The following is a 16,657-nucleotide window of genomic DNA, read 5'->3' as shown; positions in this document are numbered from 1 at the left end:
TCAGCGCGGAGAGCGTATGAGAACGGTGGGTGATGGCGAACTGCATGACGTCGCCTCAAACGCTAGTCAGGTAATGCCAAAAGGCACTGCCTTCATGCTCAGAGTAATTTGGCGCGAACCGACCGAAATTAACGCTTTGGTTTCAGCGCGATCACGTTGCTCCAGGTCTTCATACAGATTGCGACGAACAGGGTAAATCAAGGTCGCTCGAATTTTGTCGGAAGAACCTGCTGTTGCCGCGTATGCCAGCACCTGGTGCAGATCCGCTCGCATTGATGCTTGTGTTTCTTCTGCCAATGCTGACCATCGATTCGCATCCAAGTCAGCGAAATGGGATTTGTACTTGGCGTCTACGATCTCAATTCCGTCAGGCCGATGCACAACAAAATCGGGCACAAGATGTCCTAATGCCCTGTGACTAGGATCATCCCAAGCTAGAGGTACGACGGTTTCTCCCGACCGGCCAACACGAACTCGACCGCCGGTCCGACCAGCTTCCGCTCGCAACAGGCTTTCAACATAGCGTTCCCACAACTGCTCAAGTGGAAGAGTCCACGCTAGACCATCTGAAGTGCGGCCACCACCAAGACCACGCTCATCGACGATCCAACTCATAGCGCGCAATCCTTCAAGCAGGGCCAGCGATGTCATGGATCCACCGCCCATATCCCGCTCAAGTTCGCCTCGTAGTGGTCGGCGTGCTGGAACATCAATTACCTGTTCAAGTAGGAGAATGATCTGTCCAATGAGCGAAAGCGCAATTTGATCTCCGCCTCCTACTGCCCCCAAGTCGTAATGCAATCGCTCAAGCGTCCAGCGAACAGCCTGACGCAACCGAGAGTCCGTATCGATTTCGCTAAAACGACACGGAAGGTGATGCCAGCGTCCGGACGGAAGTTGCCGAGTTAAGTAGGTTTGCCACTGAATTTGTCCTCGGGGGTGACTGCGTACCTCGTTTCGCTCAACGTAACCGGGACGGAGATTTGCCAACAGTTCCTTTAGACGCCGGAGCACCGGTCCGGCTAATACCCAAGGCGGCACTTCGCGGCCACTTCCAGGCACTAACGGCAGACTCAAAAATTCCGGGCCACTGCCCCAACCAGTCGCCGACAGCACTTGCCCGACACCAGGCCAACCGAAGCGTGGATTGACGACAACTCCACCCGCGACCTGACCTGTGACCGCGGACCGCAGCGGAATTGCGCCAGCACGAAGCCCAGGTTGTAGCTCAAGACGTATTCCATCCCGCCCGGAAACAATTCGGGGTTCAAGACTTAATGCGCGAAGTGCCTCTCGATTTCTGGCAAGGAAGCCATCTAAGTAGGCGCCCCAGCCCGGTTCTCGGGTCGCAGCAATATATGGGGCCGGGGCTACAACGATGGGCGAACCACAATCCATACCATGCAACAAAGTGCGCGATTCGGGAGCCCGACTGAGGTGAATATCTGCTGCGCGTGTTCGCGCAGAGCTACCTCGGTATGCCCCAGCGCGGCGCTTGGAGGCGCTGTTGGTGGCCATTCTTAGGCGACTTCGCTGCTCACTTGGGCGGCATCCGCTATTCGATTTCGGACAGCATGAAGTGCAGCGGTTGCTGGGCCGAGGTATCCCTCACGAATATAGTCATCGATAAGCGGCAATAATTCGTGACGCAAACGAATACTTAAAGCTGCTTCGTCCTGGTCTGAAACGATGAAATATGAGTGACCAGGCAAAAGCGCTAGTGCGTCATCAGGAGCGAACTCTAGGAAAACATCACACAAAGCGTCGAAGAGCGTTAGGCCAGTTGGTGTGCTGAGCCTCTGCACAACTTGGCGGTCCGGCATCATCGTGACGAAGGCAAATCGCCGGCGGATGGCCAAGTCCATACGAGCTACGCTTCTATCAGCCGTGTTCATCGTTGCCAGGACATGGAGATTCGCTGGCAAACTGAATGTCTGCTCCCCATCGATAGCGTGTGGCAAGCGAACCGACCGTGGAGCGCCTGACTCTGCTTCGAACAGATAGATGGCTTCGCCAAGGACACGTCCAAGGTCAGCTCGGTTGATTTCGTCCACCACGAGCAAAGCCGGTTTTTCGTTGGCCTTGGACGCGGCTTCCATCAAATGACCGCGCCGTGCCGCAAAGCGCAAGCTTTCGTTAGCAACATCCGGAGACAGTCCCGCGACAAAGTCTTCGTAGGTAGTGGAAGGATGGAACTGAGTGATTAGGCCATTGCCATCATAAGTCTCGCGCAATATCTGCTCGGCCACCCTTGATTTACCTGTGCCGGGAGGCCCTTCGAGGACCACAAAGCGGCGGCGAGTGAGCAAGCTTCCGATCTCGTCAACCTGCGGATTCGAGAACCACATCGCGTTGAGGCTGGCGATGAATTGGTTGAACTCGTCTTGGGCACTTTTGAGAACTTCCCAACCACGTTCATAGGCATAAAGATCAAGGAAGGCTTGAACGATCAAACGTGCCTTGACTGGGTCGTCCTTTGGCACAACAGCAAGGCAGTAAAGTTCGTTGCTGTAACGCTTGAATACTGGCTCCCAAGCGGGTAACTGCTTGGTGATTAAATCCGGCACCGGCACACCAATAGTAGCGGGATCCTGCCGCGCCCAAGCAATCGGGACACCCTTGCTCACCAAGTAACGTCTCAGGCTGGAAATTCGACGCCTATGACCAGGGCGGGTCAGAATCCCTTCGTCAGGACTCAGGCCGCGGGTGCCAATCCCAAAGTCGATTAAACACCCCTCTTCACGCGGAAACCAAACTAAGCTGGTACCACCATAAGGTCCGCTGGGTGGATTGTCTGGATTAATAAATCCCGCATAGGCAACATGCTCGGTCTCTCCACCGCCTCTTCCATAGGCATTGCGAATAAATGGTGGCCTCTCATGTTCAAGGTGTTGGCCTGAGCGTTTATGGAACCGCTCGCCAAAAACCCCACGCATGGCAGCCAGAATTTCTGTGTCTGTCGTTGCCGTGCCAGCTGCTATAGCGTCGGCCAATATTTGTAATGTATCGGGCATAGAGGTCCACCTTGAAAGATGATTTCTGTTTAGTCGTATCAGGTGACTATTTCACTTAACCTTTTTATCGAGTTCGATAAACCTCGCGCCGGTGACCGATCTTTACGACTTCCACGATCACCTCCAAGTCCAGTATTTCGTAAAGAATCCGGTAATTCCCCTGGCGGATACGGTAGAGCTCCTGGGCGGAAAGCTTTTCGCAGCCGGCGGGACGGGGATCGTCGCGCAATGCTTCGATCCGTTCCAGGATACGGCGCAGGTCTGTCTTCGGGACGTCCCGCAGATCCTTTGCGACGGAGGTCTTGAACCTCAGTTCATAGCGCGCCATCGGCTTTCAGCTTCGCCAGGAACTGCTCGTAACTCATGGTCTTTTCTTTCGCCCGGCCGGAAAACGCGGCGAGGTCTTCCTCGTCTTCCCGCAACGATGCGCGGACGGCGTCGTTGACGATTTCCGACATTGAGCGGTGTGCGGTCGCCGCCTTGAGGCGTAACGCCTGGTGCAGCCCGGGTTCAAGGTACAACGTGGAACGGATGGCTTCTGTGCTCATGGTTACCTCCAAAACGTCTTGATGTTTTGACAGCATACCACCAAGCCCGATTCCCGAAGGCATCGAGTCGCCGTATCGCCAGCGCCGACTTTTCACAGCTACTGATTCCACCGCAACCCCGCATCTCCAAACTGCGCCTCCTGCCCCAGCCCACCAACGCACCGGGAAAATCCAACCCCAGCGCCTACAATCAACCCCGCACGGCAAGCCCCCCACTCCCCACAAGGACCACCATGGCCTTCTCCCTGACGTCGATCTTGCCGCTGCCCGACATGCTGGCGCTGGGCTGGTTCTTTCTCTGCTGGGTCGGCTACGCCTGGTACGCGGACCATCGCCGCTGGGGCACGCGCGAGCTGGCCAGCGTGCTGCACGAGTACCGGCTGCGCTGGATGCGGCGGGTGCTGGAGCGGGAAAACCGCATCGCCGACACGGTGGTGCTGCAGACGGTGATGCGCAGCTGCAACCTGTTCATCACCACCACGCTGTTCATCATCGCCGGCCTGATCAGCAGCCTCGGCGCGGTGGATCGGGTGCAGGCGATGGTCTCGGGCATCGGCTTCATCGCCGTGTCGTCGCGCGAGACGCTGGAGGTGCGGCTGCTGGTGCTGATCGGGATTTTCGTGTTCGCCTTTTTCAAGTTCACCTGGTCGCTGCGCCAGTTCAACTTCACGCTGATGCTGTTCGCCTCGGCACCGATGCCGGCGGAGAAGGACGCGCCGGACCGGGCCGATTTCGCGCCGCGCGCGGCGATGATGGTGACGCACGGTTTCGCCAGCTTCAACCGCGGCCTGCGCGCGTATTTTTTCGGGCTGGCGGCGCTGGCGTGGTTCATCCAGCCGTGGGCCTTCGTGCTGGCGGCGTCCTGGGTGGTGGCGGTGCTTTACTGGCGCGACAGCCGTTCGGCGACGCTGGCCACGCTGGCCGGGCCGGTGACGGGGAAGGAGCTGCCCTGAGGTGGGGGCGGCGGCCGTACACCGCAAAGCCTGGATTCCGGCGTGCGCCGGAATGACGGGGCGAAGGTCGTGCGCGTTTGGGGATGGTCGCCGTAGCGCCGGCGCCGACTTTTCGAGCACGGCCGGCCAGACCGCTGCCGTCATCATCCGGAAGCACCGGGGTCCCGGTTGAAATGTGGTGCCGCTATTGGTACCATTGATCCATGGCGTCTTCCAGCAAAATCCTCGACCAGATGCGACGCGAGCCGAACAACGTTCGCTTCGCCGATCTGAAGAAGTTGTGCGAGGCGTATTTCGGGAAGTCGCGCCAGACGGGCACCAGCCACGCCATTTTCAAGACGCCCTGGGTGGGCGATCCGCGGATCAACATCCAGGACGACAAAGGCAAGGCCAAGGCCTATCAGGTCAGGCAGGTACTGCTTGCAATCGACAAACTGGAAGGGCTGCGCAATGAGCGTTGATCATTACACCTACCGCGTCACCTGGTCCGCCGAGGACGGCGAACACGTCGGCCTATGCGCCGAATTTCCGTCGCTGTCCTGGTTGGCGAAGACCCCCGAAGCCGCATTGAAGGGTATCCGGCGGGTCGTGGCTGATGCTGTGGCCGACATGCAGGCGGCGGACGAGGACATTCCCGTACCGCTGGCGGAAAAGCACTACAGCGGGGAGTTCCGGGTGCGCATTCCGCCGCAGGTGCATCGCGCTTTGGCAACCGAGGCCGCCGAGCAAGGCGTCAGCCTGAACCGGCTGGCGAGCGCAAAACTGGCGGCTTGAAGCGGAACCCGGCGATTACCGATTACCGGATCCGCGGGCAGGTCTATGGAAGATAAAGGGGCCTGGCCCCTTTTCACTTTTCACTTTTCAGTCCCGAGAATCCACGCTTGCGCCCCAAATCGCGTCGTCCGATAGTGTTCATGCTGCTGATCGCGGCCCTTTTCGTCGTTCCGCCGGCGATCAGCGTTGCCCTTCACTCGCCCTCGACGGTGTCGTGGAGCGAAGCGGCGCTGACACCGACCGGCCTGTCGCCCGACCCGGCGAAGGTCAAAGAGCCGATCGTCCAGGTCTTTGCCGCGCCGGCGTTCGGCCGCCGCGGCGCCTTCGGGGTGCACTCCTGGATCGTCACCAAGCGCACCGGCGCGCCGGCCTTCACGCGTTACGATGTGGTTAGGTGGAGCGGGGCGCCTTATGTCCAGGTCGACTACCTCGGTCCCGACGCGCTGTGGTACGGATCGATGCCGGTGCTGCTGGCCGACCGCCGCGGCGAGGGCGTCGAGGCCTTGATAGGCCGCATCGAAGAGGCGGTGCGCCAGTATCCCTACGCCGACACCTACCGCACCTGGCCGGGGCCGAACAGCAACACCTTCGTCGCGCATGTCGCGCGTGAGATTCCCGGGTTGCGGCTCGACCTGCCGGCGAATGCCGTCGGCAAGGACTACCTGCCGCTCACTTCGGCGATCGCGTCCGCGCCCAGCGGAACCGGCGTCCAGCTTTCCGTGCTCGGCCTCGCCGGGGTTCTCGTCGCCGCCGAAGAGGGCATCGAGCTCAATCTGCTCGGGCTATCGCTCGGCATCGACGTCGCGCGCCCGGCGCTGCGCCTTCCCGGACTCGGGCGCGTCGGCCTTGCCAAGCCCGGAGGCTGACGCGGGCTGCCGTTCGGGCGCGAAGCGCGCAAAAGGAAAAAGGGGCCGGGCCCCTATTTCTTTCGGCCAGCGCGATGCGGGTTGGAGATTTGTCCGCTCACGGACGGGGAGATTCACACCCCTTCGACACGCAGCCCCGCCCGACTGGCGGCATCGCGTTGCCGCTGATCCGCGGAAATGAAGACATCGACCTTGAGTGCGATGGCGCTGCCGACATGGATCGCATCCATGCCGCGCAGGGCATTGGCTTCCAGGCTGGCAATCGACCGGGCCAGGACTTCGGGGCTGAGGTCGCACATCGCCGCATCCTCGATATCTGCCAGCAGCAGCGACTTGAGCTGACGATACTGGGTGTCGTCGATCCTGCCTTCGCGGCGCAGGCGGCAAAAGGCCGAGACGATTTCCGGCAAGGCGATGCCGGAAAGGCCTATTTCGCTGGCGCGATCACACCATGCCAGCACGGCCTCGGTGCCGGCTTCACTGACATAGCGTTTGACGAAAGCCGAGCTGTCGAAGAAGACGCGCATTTCAGCCTTCCTTACACGCCGGCGTCGCGCTCTTCGAGAATCATGCGACTGACCGACACGCCGTCGAGTACCAGCGGTTGGGCCTTGCGCCGTTTCCAGGAAGGAAGATCGGCGGCGACCGGCACGATGTCGGCGATGGGCTTGCCATTGCGCAATACACGCACCGACTCGCCCGATTCGACAATGTCGAAATAAGTCTTGGCGTGGTTGCGCACTTCGGTGAAGGTGGCTTGTCTCATCGCAATCTCCGGATGTACAGAATGATGTAATTATGCATGTTCATTCCTGATATTGCCAGTTGGCAAGCCATGGAAAAGCATGGAAGAAAGGGAAAAGAAGGGGAAAAGAGGGAAAAGGGGCCTGGCCCCTTTTTCTTTACGCGGAACACGACTGGAGTCCGGGGTGACGTTCTTTCGCCGGATGCGGCAGATCGCAACATGGCGCTGCCCTATCGGTTGGTCGTGGCTTGGAACAGGCGCAGCAGCAGCTTGCGCGCCTCCTCGAGGAACAACGTGGATGAGGCGACCGCGACCGCCACGGCCCATTCGACGGGGGTGAGGCCCACGGTCTTGAAGATGAGCTGGGCCGGCCCCCAATGTACGGCGACGACTTGCAGGGCGACCACGGCGAACAGCGCCAACCACAGCTTGCCGTTGCTGAAGAACTGGCGGTTGAAGGCGCTGCCGTATTCGGCGCGTGCATTGAATATGTTGAAGAACTGGAACAGCACGAAGGTGGTGAAGGCCAGCGTCATCGCCTTGGCCTCGCCGGAAGCCGCCAGCGCCCAGCCGTAGGCCGCCAGCGTGCCGACCGCCATCGTCGCGCCGTAGAGCCCGATGCGCCACATGCGCTGCGGGGAAAGTATTGCGGCGTCCTTGCTGCGCGGGCTGTCCTGCATGATGCCGGGCCGCGCCGGTTCGACGCCCAGGGTCATCGCCGGCGGGCCGTCCATGATGATGTTCACCCAGAGGATCTGGATCGCCGTGAAGGGCGTGGCGAAGCCCAGCAGCGGCGCGCCGAGCACGGTGAGGATGGCGCCGATGTTGGTCGACAGCTGGAAGCGTACGAACTTGACGATGTTGTCGTAGATGGTGCGGCCTTCCCTGACGGCGCGCACTATCGAGGCGAAGTTGTCGTCGGTCAGTACCAGGGTGGCGGCTTCCTTGGTCACTTCGGTACCGGTGATGCCCATGGCCACGCCGATGTCGGCCGTCTTCAGCGCCGGCGCATCGTTCACGCCGTCGCCGGTCATCGCCACGACATGGCCCTGCGCCTGCAGGGCTTCGACGATGAGCATCTTGTGCTCGGGCGCGACACGGGCGAAGACGGCGCTCTTCTCGACCAGCGCGGCGATTTCCGCCTGGGTCAGGCCGTCCAGCTCGCGGCCTTCATGCGCCTCGCCCGAGAGGCCCAGCTCGCGGGCTATCGCGGCGGCGGTGACGCGATGGTCGCCGGTGATCATCTTGACCTGGATGCCGGCGGCGCGACAGGTGGCGATGGCTTCGCGCGCCTCGGCACGCGGCGGATCGATGATGCCGACCAGGGCGTGCAGCGTGAGTTCGCGCACCCACGGGACGAGGTCGCCGCCGGGATCGAAGTCCTCGGCGGGGATCACGCGCCCGGCCAGCGCCAGCACGCGCAGGGCCTGGTCGGCCAGGGCCTCGTTCTCGGCGGCGAAGCGGGCGCGCGTTTCCTCGTCCAGCGGCAAGGCCGCGTCGTCCGCCAGATGGTGGCTGGACAAGCCCAGCAGCACGTCCGGCGCCCCCTTGACGCAGAGCCGCACCTGATCGCCTTCATGGTGGAAAGTGGCCATGAACTTGGTCGCCGAATCGAAGGGGATCTCGGCGATGCGCGGCAGGTGTTCCAGCGCCTCGCCGACATCCAGCCCGGCCTTGGCGGCCAGCGCCAGCAGGGCGCCTTCGGTCGGATCGCCGATCAGTTCGCCATCCCTGATGCGCGCATCGATGCACAGCGCGGCCGGCAACAGGACATGGCGGATGTCGCCGCGCAGGTCGCCCGGCTCCTCGATGCTGCCTTCGCCGCCATAGCCCTCGCCGCTGACGGCATGGCGCCGGCCGTTGCAGTAGAGCGTCCGCGCCGTCATCTGGTTGAGCGTCAGCGTGCCGGTCTTGTCGGAGCAGATCACCGTGGTGCAGCCCAGCGTCTCGACCGCGGCCAGCTTCTTGACGATGGCGTTGCGTTTCGCCATGCGGTGCATGCCGAGTGCGAGGGTGACGGTCACCACCGCGGGCAGGCCTTCGGGAATCGCGGCGACGGCCAGCGCAATCGCGGTCATCGCCGTCTGCAACAGGGGGGCGCCGCGCATCAAGCCGATGACGAACATCAGCGCGACGACGACACTGGCGATCAGCGCCAGCCGCTTGCCCAGCCCGTCGAGCTGCATCTGCAGCGGCGTCTCGCCCTCGGCGGTTTCCGCCAACAGCCCGGCGATCTTGCCCATCTCGGTCGCCATGCCGGTCGCGGTGACGATGGCCTCGACACGGCCGCGCGTCACCACGGTGTTCATGAACAGCATGTTGTGCCGTTCCGCCAGCGCCGACTTTTCGGCCACCGCTTCGGTCAGCTTGGCCACGGCCTGCGATTCGCCGGTCAACGCGGCTTCGGCCACTTCGACGCTGTGCGCCGAGAGCACGCGCGCGTCGGCGGGAATGCGGTCGCCGGCTTCGAGCAGCAGGATGTCGCCGGGCACCAGGTCGGCCGCGTCGATCAGGCACACCTCGCTGACGTTGCCAATGCGGCGCCGTACCCGTGCCGTCGGCGCCAGCATGTTCTTCAGCGCCGCCAGCGCCGCCTCGGCGCGGTGCTCCTGAAAGAAGCCGAGCGTGGCGTTGAGCAGCACGACGACGGCGATGACGATGGAATCCTTGAGCTCCCCGACCGCGCCGGCCAGCACCGCAGCGCCGAGCAGGACGATGACCAGGAAGTTCCTGAACTGGTCGAGAAACTTGCGCCAGGCCGGGCGCGGCGGCTTCTCGGCGAGGCGGTTGGGGCCGTGCGCGGCGAGGCGCGCGGCGGCCTCGTTGGCCGTCAGGCCGGCCGCATCGGTAGCCAACTCCCGGGTGACCTGGGTGGCCGGCAGTGCGTGCCATGGGAGCACCGGAAGTGGTTTTTGCGTGTTCATGAGCGAAGCGTGGCCCAGACAAAGCCGGCGTAGAGGGCGAGGAGCATGAAACCACGTCCGCGGGTAATCAGGCCGGCGCGATTGGGGCGCAGCAGGAGCAAGGCGACGATGCCGCAAGCCAATGTCAGTGCCACTTCGGCAAACGGCACGGATATCGGATGGATCGTGCCGGCGACGCCGACGATGGCCAGGCCGTTGAACAGGTTGCTGCCGACCAGCGTGCCGACGCCGACATCGTCGTGGCCGCGCAGGCGCGACAGGATCACCGTAACCAGTTCCGGGAGCGACGTGCCGATTGCCACCAGCAGCACGCCGATCACATAGGTGTCGACACCGAAGGCGGCGGCGACGCCCGTCGCGCCCGAAACGAACAGGCGACCGGCGGCGATCAGTGCGCCGAGGCCGAGCACGCCGAGCAGCAGGCTGCTTCCCGCCGACAATTCGCCGGCTTCGACATTTACCGCATCCGATCTGTTGCGCAGGGCACTGCGCACGGTCCACACCAGCCAGGCAAGGAATACGGCCAGCAGCAGCAAGGCCTCGGCACCTTCGATCCGTCCGTCGAAGACGAGGACGAAGGTCAGCGCGGGGACGGCAAGGGCCAGGTAGTAATCGCGGCCGAAATCCTGCCGCGTGGTCTGCACGGCGCCGTACAGCAAGGCGAGGCCGAAAATCAGCGCGATATTGACGACGTTGCTGCCCAGCGCATCGCCCAGGCCGATCTCCGGCTGGCCAGCGAGCGCGGCAACGGAGGACACGGTAAGTTCGGGACTGGAGGTGGCGAAGGCCGCGAGCGTGGTGGCCACCACCATTTTCGGCACGCGCAGATGGAGTGCCGCGCCCAGGATGGACTTGAGGAAGACTTCGCCGCCGCCGGCCGCCAGCAGCACGGCACCGATGATCTGCACCAGATCGGTCACGGCGATTCTTCGGGCGGATCGCGCGGGTCGCAGATGACCAGCACGTCGCCTTGCGCTTCGGCGAGAACATGCTTGGTCACGCTACCCAAAAGCAGTTCCTCGGCGATGTGCGAGCCGTGCTTGCCGACGACAAGCAGGTCACAGTCGTATTCCTGCTCCATGGCGATGATCTGCTGCGCAGGGGCGCCATGAAGGACACGCGCCGAGTAATCTGTCGGCGCCAGTCCGGCTGCGGCCGCCAGTTCATGCACGCGCTTGCGGCGGATTTCGCTGCCGGTCGTGATGTATTGCCGGATCAACTGCGCCTCCACGCCGGCAAGGGCCAGCTTGCCTTCATAGGGCAGTTCGAAGGCATGCAGCAGGACGAGGTCGGCTGCGGGCGCCAGCCGTCTTGCCATGTGGATCGCCTGTATCGACACGGGCGAGAAATCCACCGCCACCAGCACGCTGCGATAGTCCTCATGGGGCGATTGTTTTACCACCAGCACCGGCCGCCGCGAGGTCTTGCGCAGCAGGCGCGCCGCGGTCGAACCTAGCAGTGCATGGCGCAGGAAGGACTCGCCGCGCGCGCCGAGAACCAGCAAGCCCGCATCCAGCGCGTCGGCCTCGTCGATGATGGTGACCAGCGGATTTCCCACGGCGACCCGGGTTCGCGCCGCGACGCCGCGATTGATCGCCGCATCGCCGGTCAACTGGTCGAGGCGCGTGCGCGCATCGCCGTTCAGGGCCGCCTTCACCGAATGCAGGTCGTCTCCCAGCATCTCGCGCAGACCGTCAATGGCATCCAGCTCCATCGCGTGCAGGATGTAGAGGTCGTCGCCGCTACCGGCAGCCAGGTAGAAGGCGCGCTCGACAGCATGGCGGGCCGGTGCCGAAAGATCCGTGGCGGCAAGGATCGTTTGGGGCGTCTTCATTTGACAGTCTCCTTTACTGGGTTCTCGATCAAGGGCTGGTAATCCCAGTCACGGATATCCTGAAGCATCAGGTCGATATCGGCGGTGGGGATGTTCAACATTCGCAACGCCGTCGCACCAAGTCGCAGGCTGGCCTCAATTGCCTCGGGATAGGCATGGACGGCCCCGGCGTCGATCAGGACTGAACTGGTTTCAAGATCGCGGGCGCGAGCGATCACGGGCACATGCGGACAATGCCTGCGCAGCGCCGAGATGGCGCCCAAGGCGGCGGTATGGGCGTCGACGGTGATGATCGCCAAACTGGCCAATTCAGCCCGGGCAGCAGCCAGCAGTTCCGGGTCGGCAATGTCGCCGTAAAGCACGGGGTGGCCATCAGCCCGGCCTTGCTGCACCCGTTTCGAATCGGTATCAAAGGCGACAAATTCCACACCGCTGGATTTAAGCAGCACCGCGATGGTATGACCCACCCGACCATACCCGCCGATCAGCACCTGGGGGGCGGGCTGGGCGGCCAGCGGCGCATTGAGCGGGGCGGGTTCTGCGTCGGACCTGGCGAGGCAGCGGGCAATGACATGGTTATAACGGATCAGGAATACGCCTGCGATCATCGAGAACAGGACGGACGTGAGGGCGATCTGGCCGATGTCCGGATCGATGGCGCTTGAATCGAGTGCAATGGTCAGCAGCGCGAAGCCAAATTCACCGCCTACCGCCAGCAGCAGAGCGGTGCGCCATGCGGCAATCACATCCATGCCGCTGCGGCGCACGATCAGGACGACTACGACGATCTTGCTGAGCAGGAGCAGTAAGGTGCCCAGCAGCGCCCAAGGCCAGATCCTGGGCAGCGACGCCGGGTCGATCAACATGCCGACGCCAACAAAAAAAAGGCCGAGCAGCACATCGCGAAACGGACGAATGCTCGATTCGACTTGATGCCGGAACTCGGTTTCGCCGAGCATCATGCCCGCCAGGAAGGCGCCGAATGCCAGAGACAAGCCCAGACTGCTGGTAGTCCAGGCGGCGGCCAGCACCACCAGCAACACCGTCAGGGTGAATAGTTCGGCGGAACGACGTTCGGCGATCATGTGAAAGAGCGGATGCAGGGCCCACCGTGCCGCATAAAAGACCAGGGCGAAGGCCATCACGGCTTTGGCCATGGCCCAGCCCAGTTCCCCCGCCAAGTGGTCGATTCCGACGGCGGCGCCCAGCACTGGAATCACCACCAGAAACGGCACGGCGGTGACATCCTGGAAGACCGAAATGGCCAGGCCAAGCCGTCCATGCGGGGTAGTGTCCTCGCCCTGTTCGGCCAACTGACGGCCGATGATGGTGGAGGACGACTGCGCAAAGACGGCGCCGACGACAAAGGCTGCGACGGCGTCCAGGCCGGCAAGCCACAGCAGCACGGTTACGGTGGCAGTGGTCAACGCGACTTGCGCCGTCCCGAGCCCGAGAATCTGATGGCGCATCGCATGCAGTTGCGGCAGCGAATAATTGAGCCCTATCGAGAAGAGCAGAAAAACCACCCCGAACTCGGCCAACACCTTGAATTCCGGCACATGCACCGTCGGCCCGACGGTGTGGGGCCCGAGGATCAGCCCGACCAGCAGGTAACCGAGGCTGGATGGGATGTGCAGCCGTTGAAAGGCGACCATTACCATCACGCTCACTGCCAACAGCAGGATTATTTGAACCAGATGATCCATGCGGCTTATGTGCTCATGGTGATTGCTGTCGGTACTGTGTTGCAGATGCGACTCATGATGGCGCCTCCTTGTTCCTGATGATCGCGGTCAGGGCCTCGACCGCGTAATCGACGGCGTTGCGCATCGGATAGAGGATGGTCGGCGCACCCAGCGCCTTCAGCGGGGCGCCGTCGAATTCCTCGCGGGCGACGACGGCCAGTTCGCCGGTGAAATGCAGTTCCCGCAGGCCGCGCAGCAGATCCCGGTTCGAGGCCAGGTCCGGCAGGGTGCTGACCACCCAGCGCGTGTCCTTGAGCGGCAGGCTTTCGAGGAACTCGCCGGCGATGCCGTCGCCGTAGCGCACCGGCAGGCCATGCCGCCGCAGGCTGCGCGCCACCTCCGGATCGAACTCGACGCCGAGCACCTTGAGTCCGGCATCCCTGAGGCCGAGCGCCAGGCGGCTGCCATAGCGGCCGAGGCCGAAGACGATGACATCGGCCTCGCGCAGGTCGTGGCGTTCCGTGGCCACGGCCAGTTCGCGATGCGGGCGCTTGCGTTCGAACATGCCGAGCCAGGGCGAGAGTTTCTCGTAAAGCGGATGGGAATACAGGATCATGTAGGTGGACATGGCGATGGTCACCAGCCCTACCAGCGTGGTCAGCCCCAGCGCGCCGCTGCCGACATGGCCGAGCGAAATGCCCATGGCGACGAAGATGATCGAGAACTCGGAGATCTGCGCCACCGTCAGGCCGCAGAGAAAGCCGGTGCGCTTGCGGTAGCCCATGTAGCCCATGATGGCCATGACGATCAGCGGATTGCCGATCAGCACGAACAGCGACAGGACGATTGCCGGCCAGACTTCCCCGCCGAGGGTGGAAAAGTCGAGCTTGGCGCCGAGGTCGATGAAGAAGAACAGCAGCAGGAAGTCGCGGATGCCGGTGAGCCGCGCGTTGATGGCATCGCGATAATGCGTCGAGGCCAGCGAAAAGCCGGCGACGAAGGCGCCGGCCTCCTTCGAGAAGCCCGCCCATTCGCCCAGCGACGCCAGCCCGGTCCCCCAGGCGATGGCGAAGATCAGCAGCAGCTCCTGCGACTGCGCCATGCGGTCGACCACCCTAGGCAGGACGTAGCGCATCAGCAGGTAGAGGCCGAGGCCGGCAATGCCGATGCGCAAGGTCAGCGAGCCGGCCAGCGCCAGCAGCGATCCCTCGCCGGCATCACCCCGCAGGGCGCTCATCACCATCATCGCGATCACCACCGCCAGGTCCTGCACGATCAGGAAGCCGACCGCGATACGGCCATGCAAGGAGTCGATCTCGCGCTTGTCGGAGAGCAGCTTGACGATGATGATGGTGCTGGAGAAGGTCAGCGCCACGGCGACATAGAGCGCCTCGACCCAGCCCTTGCCCATCGCCAGGATGAGAAAAAAACCGATGACGATGGTGAAGCTCAGCTGGCCGAGACCGGTGGCCAGCGCGACAGGGCCGATGTGGCGGATGTGCTGCAGGTCGAGCTTGAGGCCGACGACGAAGAGCAGCACGGCGACGCCGACCTGGGCCAGCAGGTCGATCTGGTCGTGCGCCGTGACGACACCCAACACGGCCGGCCCGGCGACGATGCCCATGGCGATGTAGGCGATCAGCACCGGCTGGCGCAACCAGAGCGCAAACGCGCCCGCCGCCGCCGCCATCAACAGCAAAAGGGCAAACTCGCCAAAGACCCCGTGCATGGCTCCGCCCTGGTATGGGATGAAAGACCGGTCAGACTATCAGAACGTCTCCGGGCGCGTAGTAGGCGAGCAGCCGGGTGATGCTGCCCATCACCGACTCTTCCAGGCGAGAGCCGCCGTGCTTGCCGACGACGATGAGTTCCGCGCCCATTTCGTTCGCCAGATCGAACAGCACCGGATTGGGGTGGCCGTGGGCGATGCGGACTGTCAGGTCAAGCCCGGCAAGATCGGGATCCGCCAGCAGCGCCGCGACGTTTCTCTGCGCGGTTTGTGCTTCGGGCTCCGAATAACGCGCGATGTCCTCGGCGGAGAATCCCTTGTAGCGCAGTTTGGCCTCAAAGGGCGCCTGGTAGGCATGGGCCACCGTGATACCGCCCCGCGCCGCCACGATGATCGCCGCGCGCAGCACGGCCTCCGAACGCGGCCCCAGATCGACCGCCGCCAGCGCCTGGCTATAGTCGCCCGCGGGCTCGCGGCGCACGACCAGTACCGGACAGGCCGCGCGGACGAGGATGCGGGATGCCGTGCCGCCAAGAAAAAACTGCTGCAACAGGCCCTTGCCGTGGGCACCGATGACCAGCAGATCGGGATGGAAACCTTCGGCCACATCCGCCAGCGCCCGGTGCGCCGGGCCCTCGGCGATTTCCGCCCGGACCCGGCGAGCGCCGGCCTGCATCGCGGCATCGACCAGGGACGCGAGCCTGTCCCCGGCCACGGCGCGCATGCGCGTCGGCAGGTCGCCGCCGATGCCAAAAGCATCTTCCAGCACCGACGGCTTTGGCATGGCGTGGAGAATCACCAGTTCGCCCTCTTCCCGCGCCGCCAGAACGATGGCGCGATGGATTGCGGCATCGCCCAGCGCGGAAAAGTCCGTGGCGGCGAGGATTCGTTTCAAGTTCATGTCGTGTCTCCGATGTACCTGCTTCATGTTACCCCACTCCCGGCGATCAGCTTTGCTGAATGCCGGCGATGCTCCAGCCGCGACTGCCGTCAGCCGGCCGGCTCAAATGCCAGACTTCGCTGAAGGTTTCGGGCGCGGCATTGGCTTCCTCGCGGATCAGGCCGGAGAAGCGCACGCTGGCCAGCGCGCAGTTGGCTTCGGTGCTGACATCGAGCAGTTCGGCATCAAGCTGGACGACATCGGTTTCCTGCGCGAGCTGATTGCGCTCCTGGAACTGCATCTGGATTTCGGCGGCCATTTCGGGGCTGCAGAACTGGCGGATGTCTTCCATGTCGCCGCGGTCGTTGGCGGCCTGCAGGCGGATGAAGTTGAGCTTGGCCTGGCGCAGGAAGCCTTCGGCGTCGAAGTCGGGGGGGATGTTCGCCGCGAATGCCGTGGCCGTTGCCGCAGCGCCGCCGCCGGCGCCCGAGCTTTCGAATCGCGCCGGCGTGAAGTTGGCCGGTGCCGCATTGCCCGCGCCGGCGCCGGCGTACTGCATGGCCGGCTGCGTGGCGGCGGGCTGGCGCCTGCCGAGGAACCAGCGCACGGCGAAGAAGACGGCCGCGCCGAGCAGCAACATCATCGCGATGTTGGCCATGCCTTCGCCCAGGCCCAGGTGCGAGAACAGGGCGGCGAGGCCGATAC

At 63.5% G+C, this 16,657-nt stretch carries 17 protein-coding genes; 4 read left to right on the top strand and 13 right to left on the bottom strand.

Annotated features, from left to right (window positions below; genetic code table 11):
* Positions 1–66 precede the first annotated feature (66 nt).
* The 4 genes from J0M27_RS18085 to J0M27_RS18070 all read right to left on the bottom strand — a co-directional run bounded on the left by J0M27_RS18085 (position 67) and on the right by J0M27_RS18070 (position 3,562).
* Complete coding sequence (locus J0M27_RS18085) at positions 67–1,398, bottom strand: hypothetical protein (RefSeq protein WP_294995074.1); 1,332 nt, start codon at positions 1,396–1,398, stop codon at positions 67–69.
* Between the two features lie 122 nt (positions 1,399–1,520).
* The gene (locus tag J0M27_RS18080) at positions 1,521–3,014 is read right to left on the bottom strand and encodes an AAA family ATPase (RefSeq protein ID WP_294995028.1); all 1,494 of its coding nucleotides are present in this window, start codon (positions 3,012–3,014) and stop codon (positions 1,521–1,523) included.
* Positions 3,015–3,078: 64 nt separating this feature from the next.
* Entirely contained in the window at positions 3,079–3,342 is a 264-nt protein-coding gene (locus J0M27_RS18075; protein WP_294995025.1) for a type II toxin-antitoxin system RelE/ParE family toxin, read from the bottom strand.
* Complete coding sequence (locus J0M27_RS18070; protein ID WP_294995022.1) at positions 3,329–3,562, bottom strand: hypothetical protein; 234 nt, start codon at positions 3,560–3,562, stop codon at positions 3,329–3,331. The genes J0M27_RS18075 and J0M27_RS18070 overlap by 14 nt, the downstream gene beginning before the upstream one ends.
* Before the next feature lie 233 nt (positions 3,563–3,795).
* Between J0M27_RS18070 and J0M27_RS18065 the strand changes: the two genes are divergently transcribed.
* The 4 genes from J0M27_RS18065 (at position 3,796) to J0M27_RS18050 (ending at position 6,155) form a co-directional block, all read left to right on the top strand.
* Entirely contained in the window at positions 3,796–4,515 is a 720-nt protein-coding gene (locus tag J0M27_RS18065; RefSeq protein WP_294995019.1) for a DUF599 family protein, read from the top strand.
* A 203-nt stretch (positions 4,516–4,718) separates the two neighbouring features.
* The gene (locus J0M27_RS18060) at positions 4,719–4,976 is read left to right on the top strand and encodes a type II toxin-antitoxin system HicA family toxin (RefSeq protein ID WP_294995016.1); all 258 of its coding nucleotides are present in this window, start codon (positions 4,719–4,721) and stop codon (positions 4,974–4,976) included.
* Positions 4,966–5,289: a toxin-antitoxin system HicB family antitoxin gene (locus J0M27_RS18055; RefSeq protein WP_294995014.1), complete on the top strand. Its 324-nt coding sequence runs from the start codon at positions 4,966–4,968 to the stop codon at positions 5,287–5,289. The genes J0M27_RS18060 and J0M27_RS18055 overlap by 11 nt, the downstream gene beginning before the upstream one ends.
* A gap of 140 nt (positions 5,290–5,429) precedes the next feature.
* Positions 5,430–6,155, top strand: coding sequence for a DUF3750 domain-containing protein (locus tag J0M27_RS18050; RefSeq protein ID WP_294995011.1), 726 nt, complete (start codon positions 5,430–5,432; stop codon positions 6,153–6,155).
* Positions 6,156–6,268: 113 nt separating this feature from the next.
* Here the strand turns inward: J0M27_RS18050 and J0M27_RS18045 are convergent, their stop codons facing one another.
* The 9 genes from J0M27_RS18045 to J0M27_RS18005 form a co-directional block, all read right to left on the bottom strand.
* Positions 6,269–6,682 (bottom strand): type II toxin-antitoxin system VapC family toxin, encoded by a 414-nt coding sequence (locus tag J0M27_RS18045; protein WP_294995008.1) that lies wholly within the window; start codon positions 6,680–6,682, stop codon positions 6,269–6,271.
* 11 nt (positions 6,683–6,693) lie between these two features.
* Positions 6,694–6,921 carry a type II toxin-antitoxin system prevent-host-death family antitoxin gene (locus J0M27_RS18040; RefSeq protein ID WP_294995005.1) on the bottom strand — a complete coding sequence of 76 codons (228 nt, stop codon included), beginning with the start codon at positions 6,919–6,921 and terminating at the stop codon, positions 6,694–6,696.
* Positions 6,922–7,130: 209 nt separating this feature from the next.
* Complete coding sequence (locus J0M27_RS18035; RefSeq protein WP_294995002.1) at positions 7,131–9,824, bottom strand: calcium-translocating P-type ATPase, PMCA-type; 2,694 nt, start codon at positions 9,822–9,824, stop codon at positions 7,131–7,133.
* Positions 9,821–10,744: a sodium:calcium antiporter gene (locus J0M27_RS18030; RefSeq protein WP_294994999.1), complete on the bottom strand. Its 924-nt coding sequence runs from the start codon at positions 10,742–10,744 to the stop codon at positions 9,821–9,823. The genes J0M27_RS18035 and J0M27_RS18030 overlap by 4 nt, the downstream gene beginning before the upstream one ends.
* Positions 10,741–11,658, bottom strand: a complete 918-nt coding sequence (locus J0M27_RS18025; RefSeq protein WP_294994996.1) for a universal stress protein — start codon at positions 11,656–11,658, stop codon at positions 10,741–10,743. The genes J0M27_RS18030 and J0M27_RS18025 overlap by 4 nt, the downstream gene beginning before the upstream one ends.
* Positions 11,655–13,364, bottom strand: coding sequence for a cation:proton antiporter (locus tag J0M27_RS18020; protein ID WP_294994993.1), 1,710 nt, complete (start codon positions 13,362–13,364; stop codon positions 11,655–11,657). The genes J0M27_RS18025 and J0M27_RS18020 overlap by 4 nt, the downstream gene beginning before the upstream one ends.
* A gap of 52 nt (positions 13,365–13,416) precedes the next feature.
* Positions 13,417–15,072, bottom strand: a complete 1,656-nt coding sequence (locus tag J0M27_RS18015) for a cation:proton antiporter family protein (protein WP_294994990.1) — start codon at positions 15,070–15,072, stop codon at positions 13,417–13,419.
* Positions 15,073–15,103: 31 nt separating this feature from the next.
* Positions 15,104–15,973, bottom strand: a complete 870-nt coding sequence (locus J0M27_RS18010; RefSeq protein WP_294994987.1) for a universal stress protein — start codon at positions 15,971–15,973, stop codon at positions 15,104–15,106.
* 46 nt (positions 15,974–16,019) lie between these two features.
* The coding region (locus J0M27_RS18005; protein ID WP_294994984.1) for a Tim44-like domain-containing protein at positions 16,020–16,657 on the bottom strand (638 nt) is incomplete at its 5' end.

Origin of the sequence: Sulfuritalea sp., assembly GCF_017302275.1 — a bacterium.
In the GTDB taxonomy this organism is placed as follows: Bacteria; Pseudomonadota; Gammaproteobacteria; order Burkholderiales; family Rhodocyclaceae; genus Sulfuritalea.
Note: the sequence above shows the minus strand (reverse complement) of the source record. Positions and strands in the feature narration are given on the sequence as shown.

Coding starts and splice junctions, on each gene's coding strand:
- J0M27_RS18065 (WP_294995019.1), top strand. CDS start 3,796: ATGGCCTTCTCCCTGACGTCGATCTTGCCGCTGCCCGACATGCTGGCG.
- J0M27_RS18060 (WP_294995016.1), top strand. CDS start 4,719: ATGGCGTCTTCCAGCAAAATCCTCGACCAGATGCGACGCGAGCCGAAC.
- J0M27_RS18015 (WP_294994990.1), bottom strand. CDS start 15,072: ATGCACGGGGTCTTTGGCGAGTTTGCCCTTTTGCTGTTGATGGCGGCG.
- J0M27_RS18070 (WP_294995022.1), bottom strand. CDS start 3,562: ATGAGCACAGAAGCCATCCGTTCCACGTTGTACCTTGAACCCGGGCTG.
- J0M27_RS18045 (WP_294995008.1), bottom strand. CDS start 6,682: ATGCGCGTCTTCTTCGACAGCTCGGCTTTCGTCAAACGCTATGTCAGT.
- J0M27_RS18050 (WP_294995011.1), top strand. CDS start 5,430: ATGCTGCTGATCGCGGCCCTTTTCGTCGTTCCGCCGGCGATCAGCGTT.
- J0M27_RS18020 (WP_294994993.1), bottom strand. CDS start 13,364: ATGGATCATCTGGTTCAAATAATCCTGCTGTTGGCAGTGAGCGTGATG.
- J0M27_RS18010 (WP_294994987.1), bottom strand. CDS start 15,973: ATGAACTTGAAACGAATCCTCGCCGCCACGGACTTTTCCGCGCTGGGC.
- J0M27_RS18025 (WP_294994996.1), bottom strand. CDS start 11,658: ATGAAGACGCCCCAAACGATCCTTGCCGCCACGGATCTTTCGGCACCG.
- J0M27_RS18080 (WP_294995028.1), bottom strand. CDS start 3,014: ATGCCCGATACATTACAAATATTGGCCGACGCTATAGCAGCTGGCACG.
- J0M27_RS18075 (WP_294995025.1), bottom strand. CDS start 3,342: ATGGCGCGCTATGAACTGAGGTTCAAGACCTCCGTCGCAAAGGATCTG.
- J0M27_RS18055 (WP_294995014.1), top strand. CDS start 4,966: ATGAGCGTTGATCATTACACCTACCGCGTCACCTGGTCCGCCGAGGAC.
- J0M27_RS18085 (WP_294995074.1), bottom strand. CDS start 1,398: ATGGATTGTGGTTCGCCCATCGTTGTAGCCCCGGCCCCATATATTGCT.
- J0M27_RS18035 (WP_294995002.1), bottom strand. CDS start 9,824: ATGAACACGCAAAAACCACTTCCGGTGCTCCCATGGCACGCACTGCCG.
- J0M27_RS18040 (WP_294995005.1), bottom strand. CDS start 6,921: ATGAGACAAGCCACCTTCACCGAAGTGCGCAACCACGCCAAGACTTAT.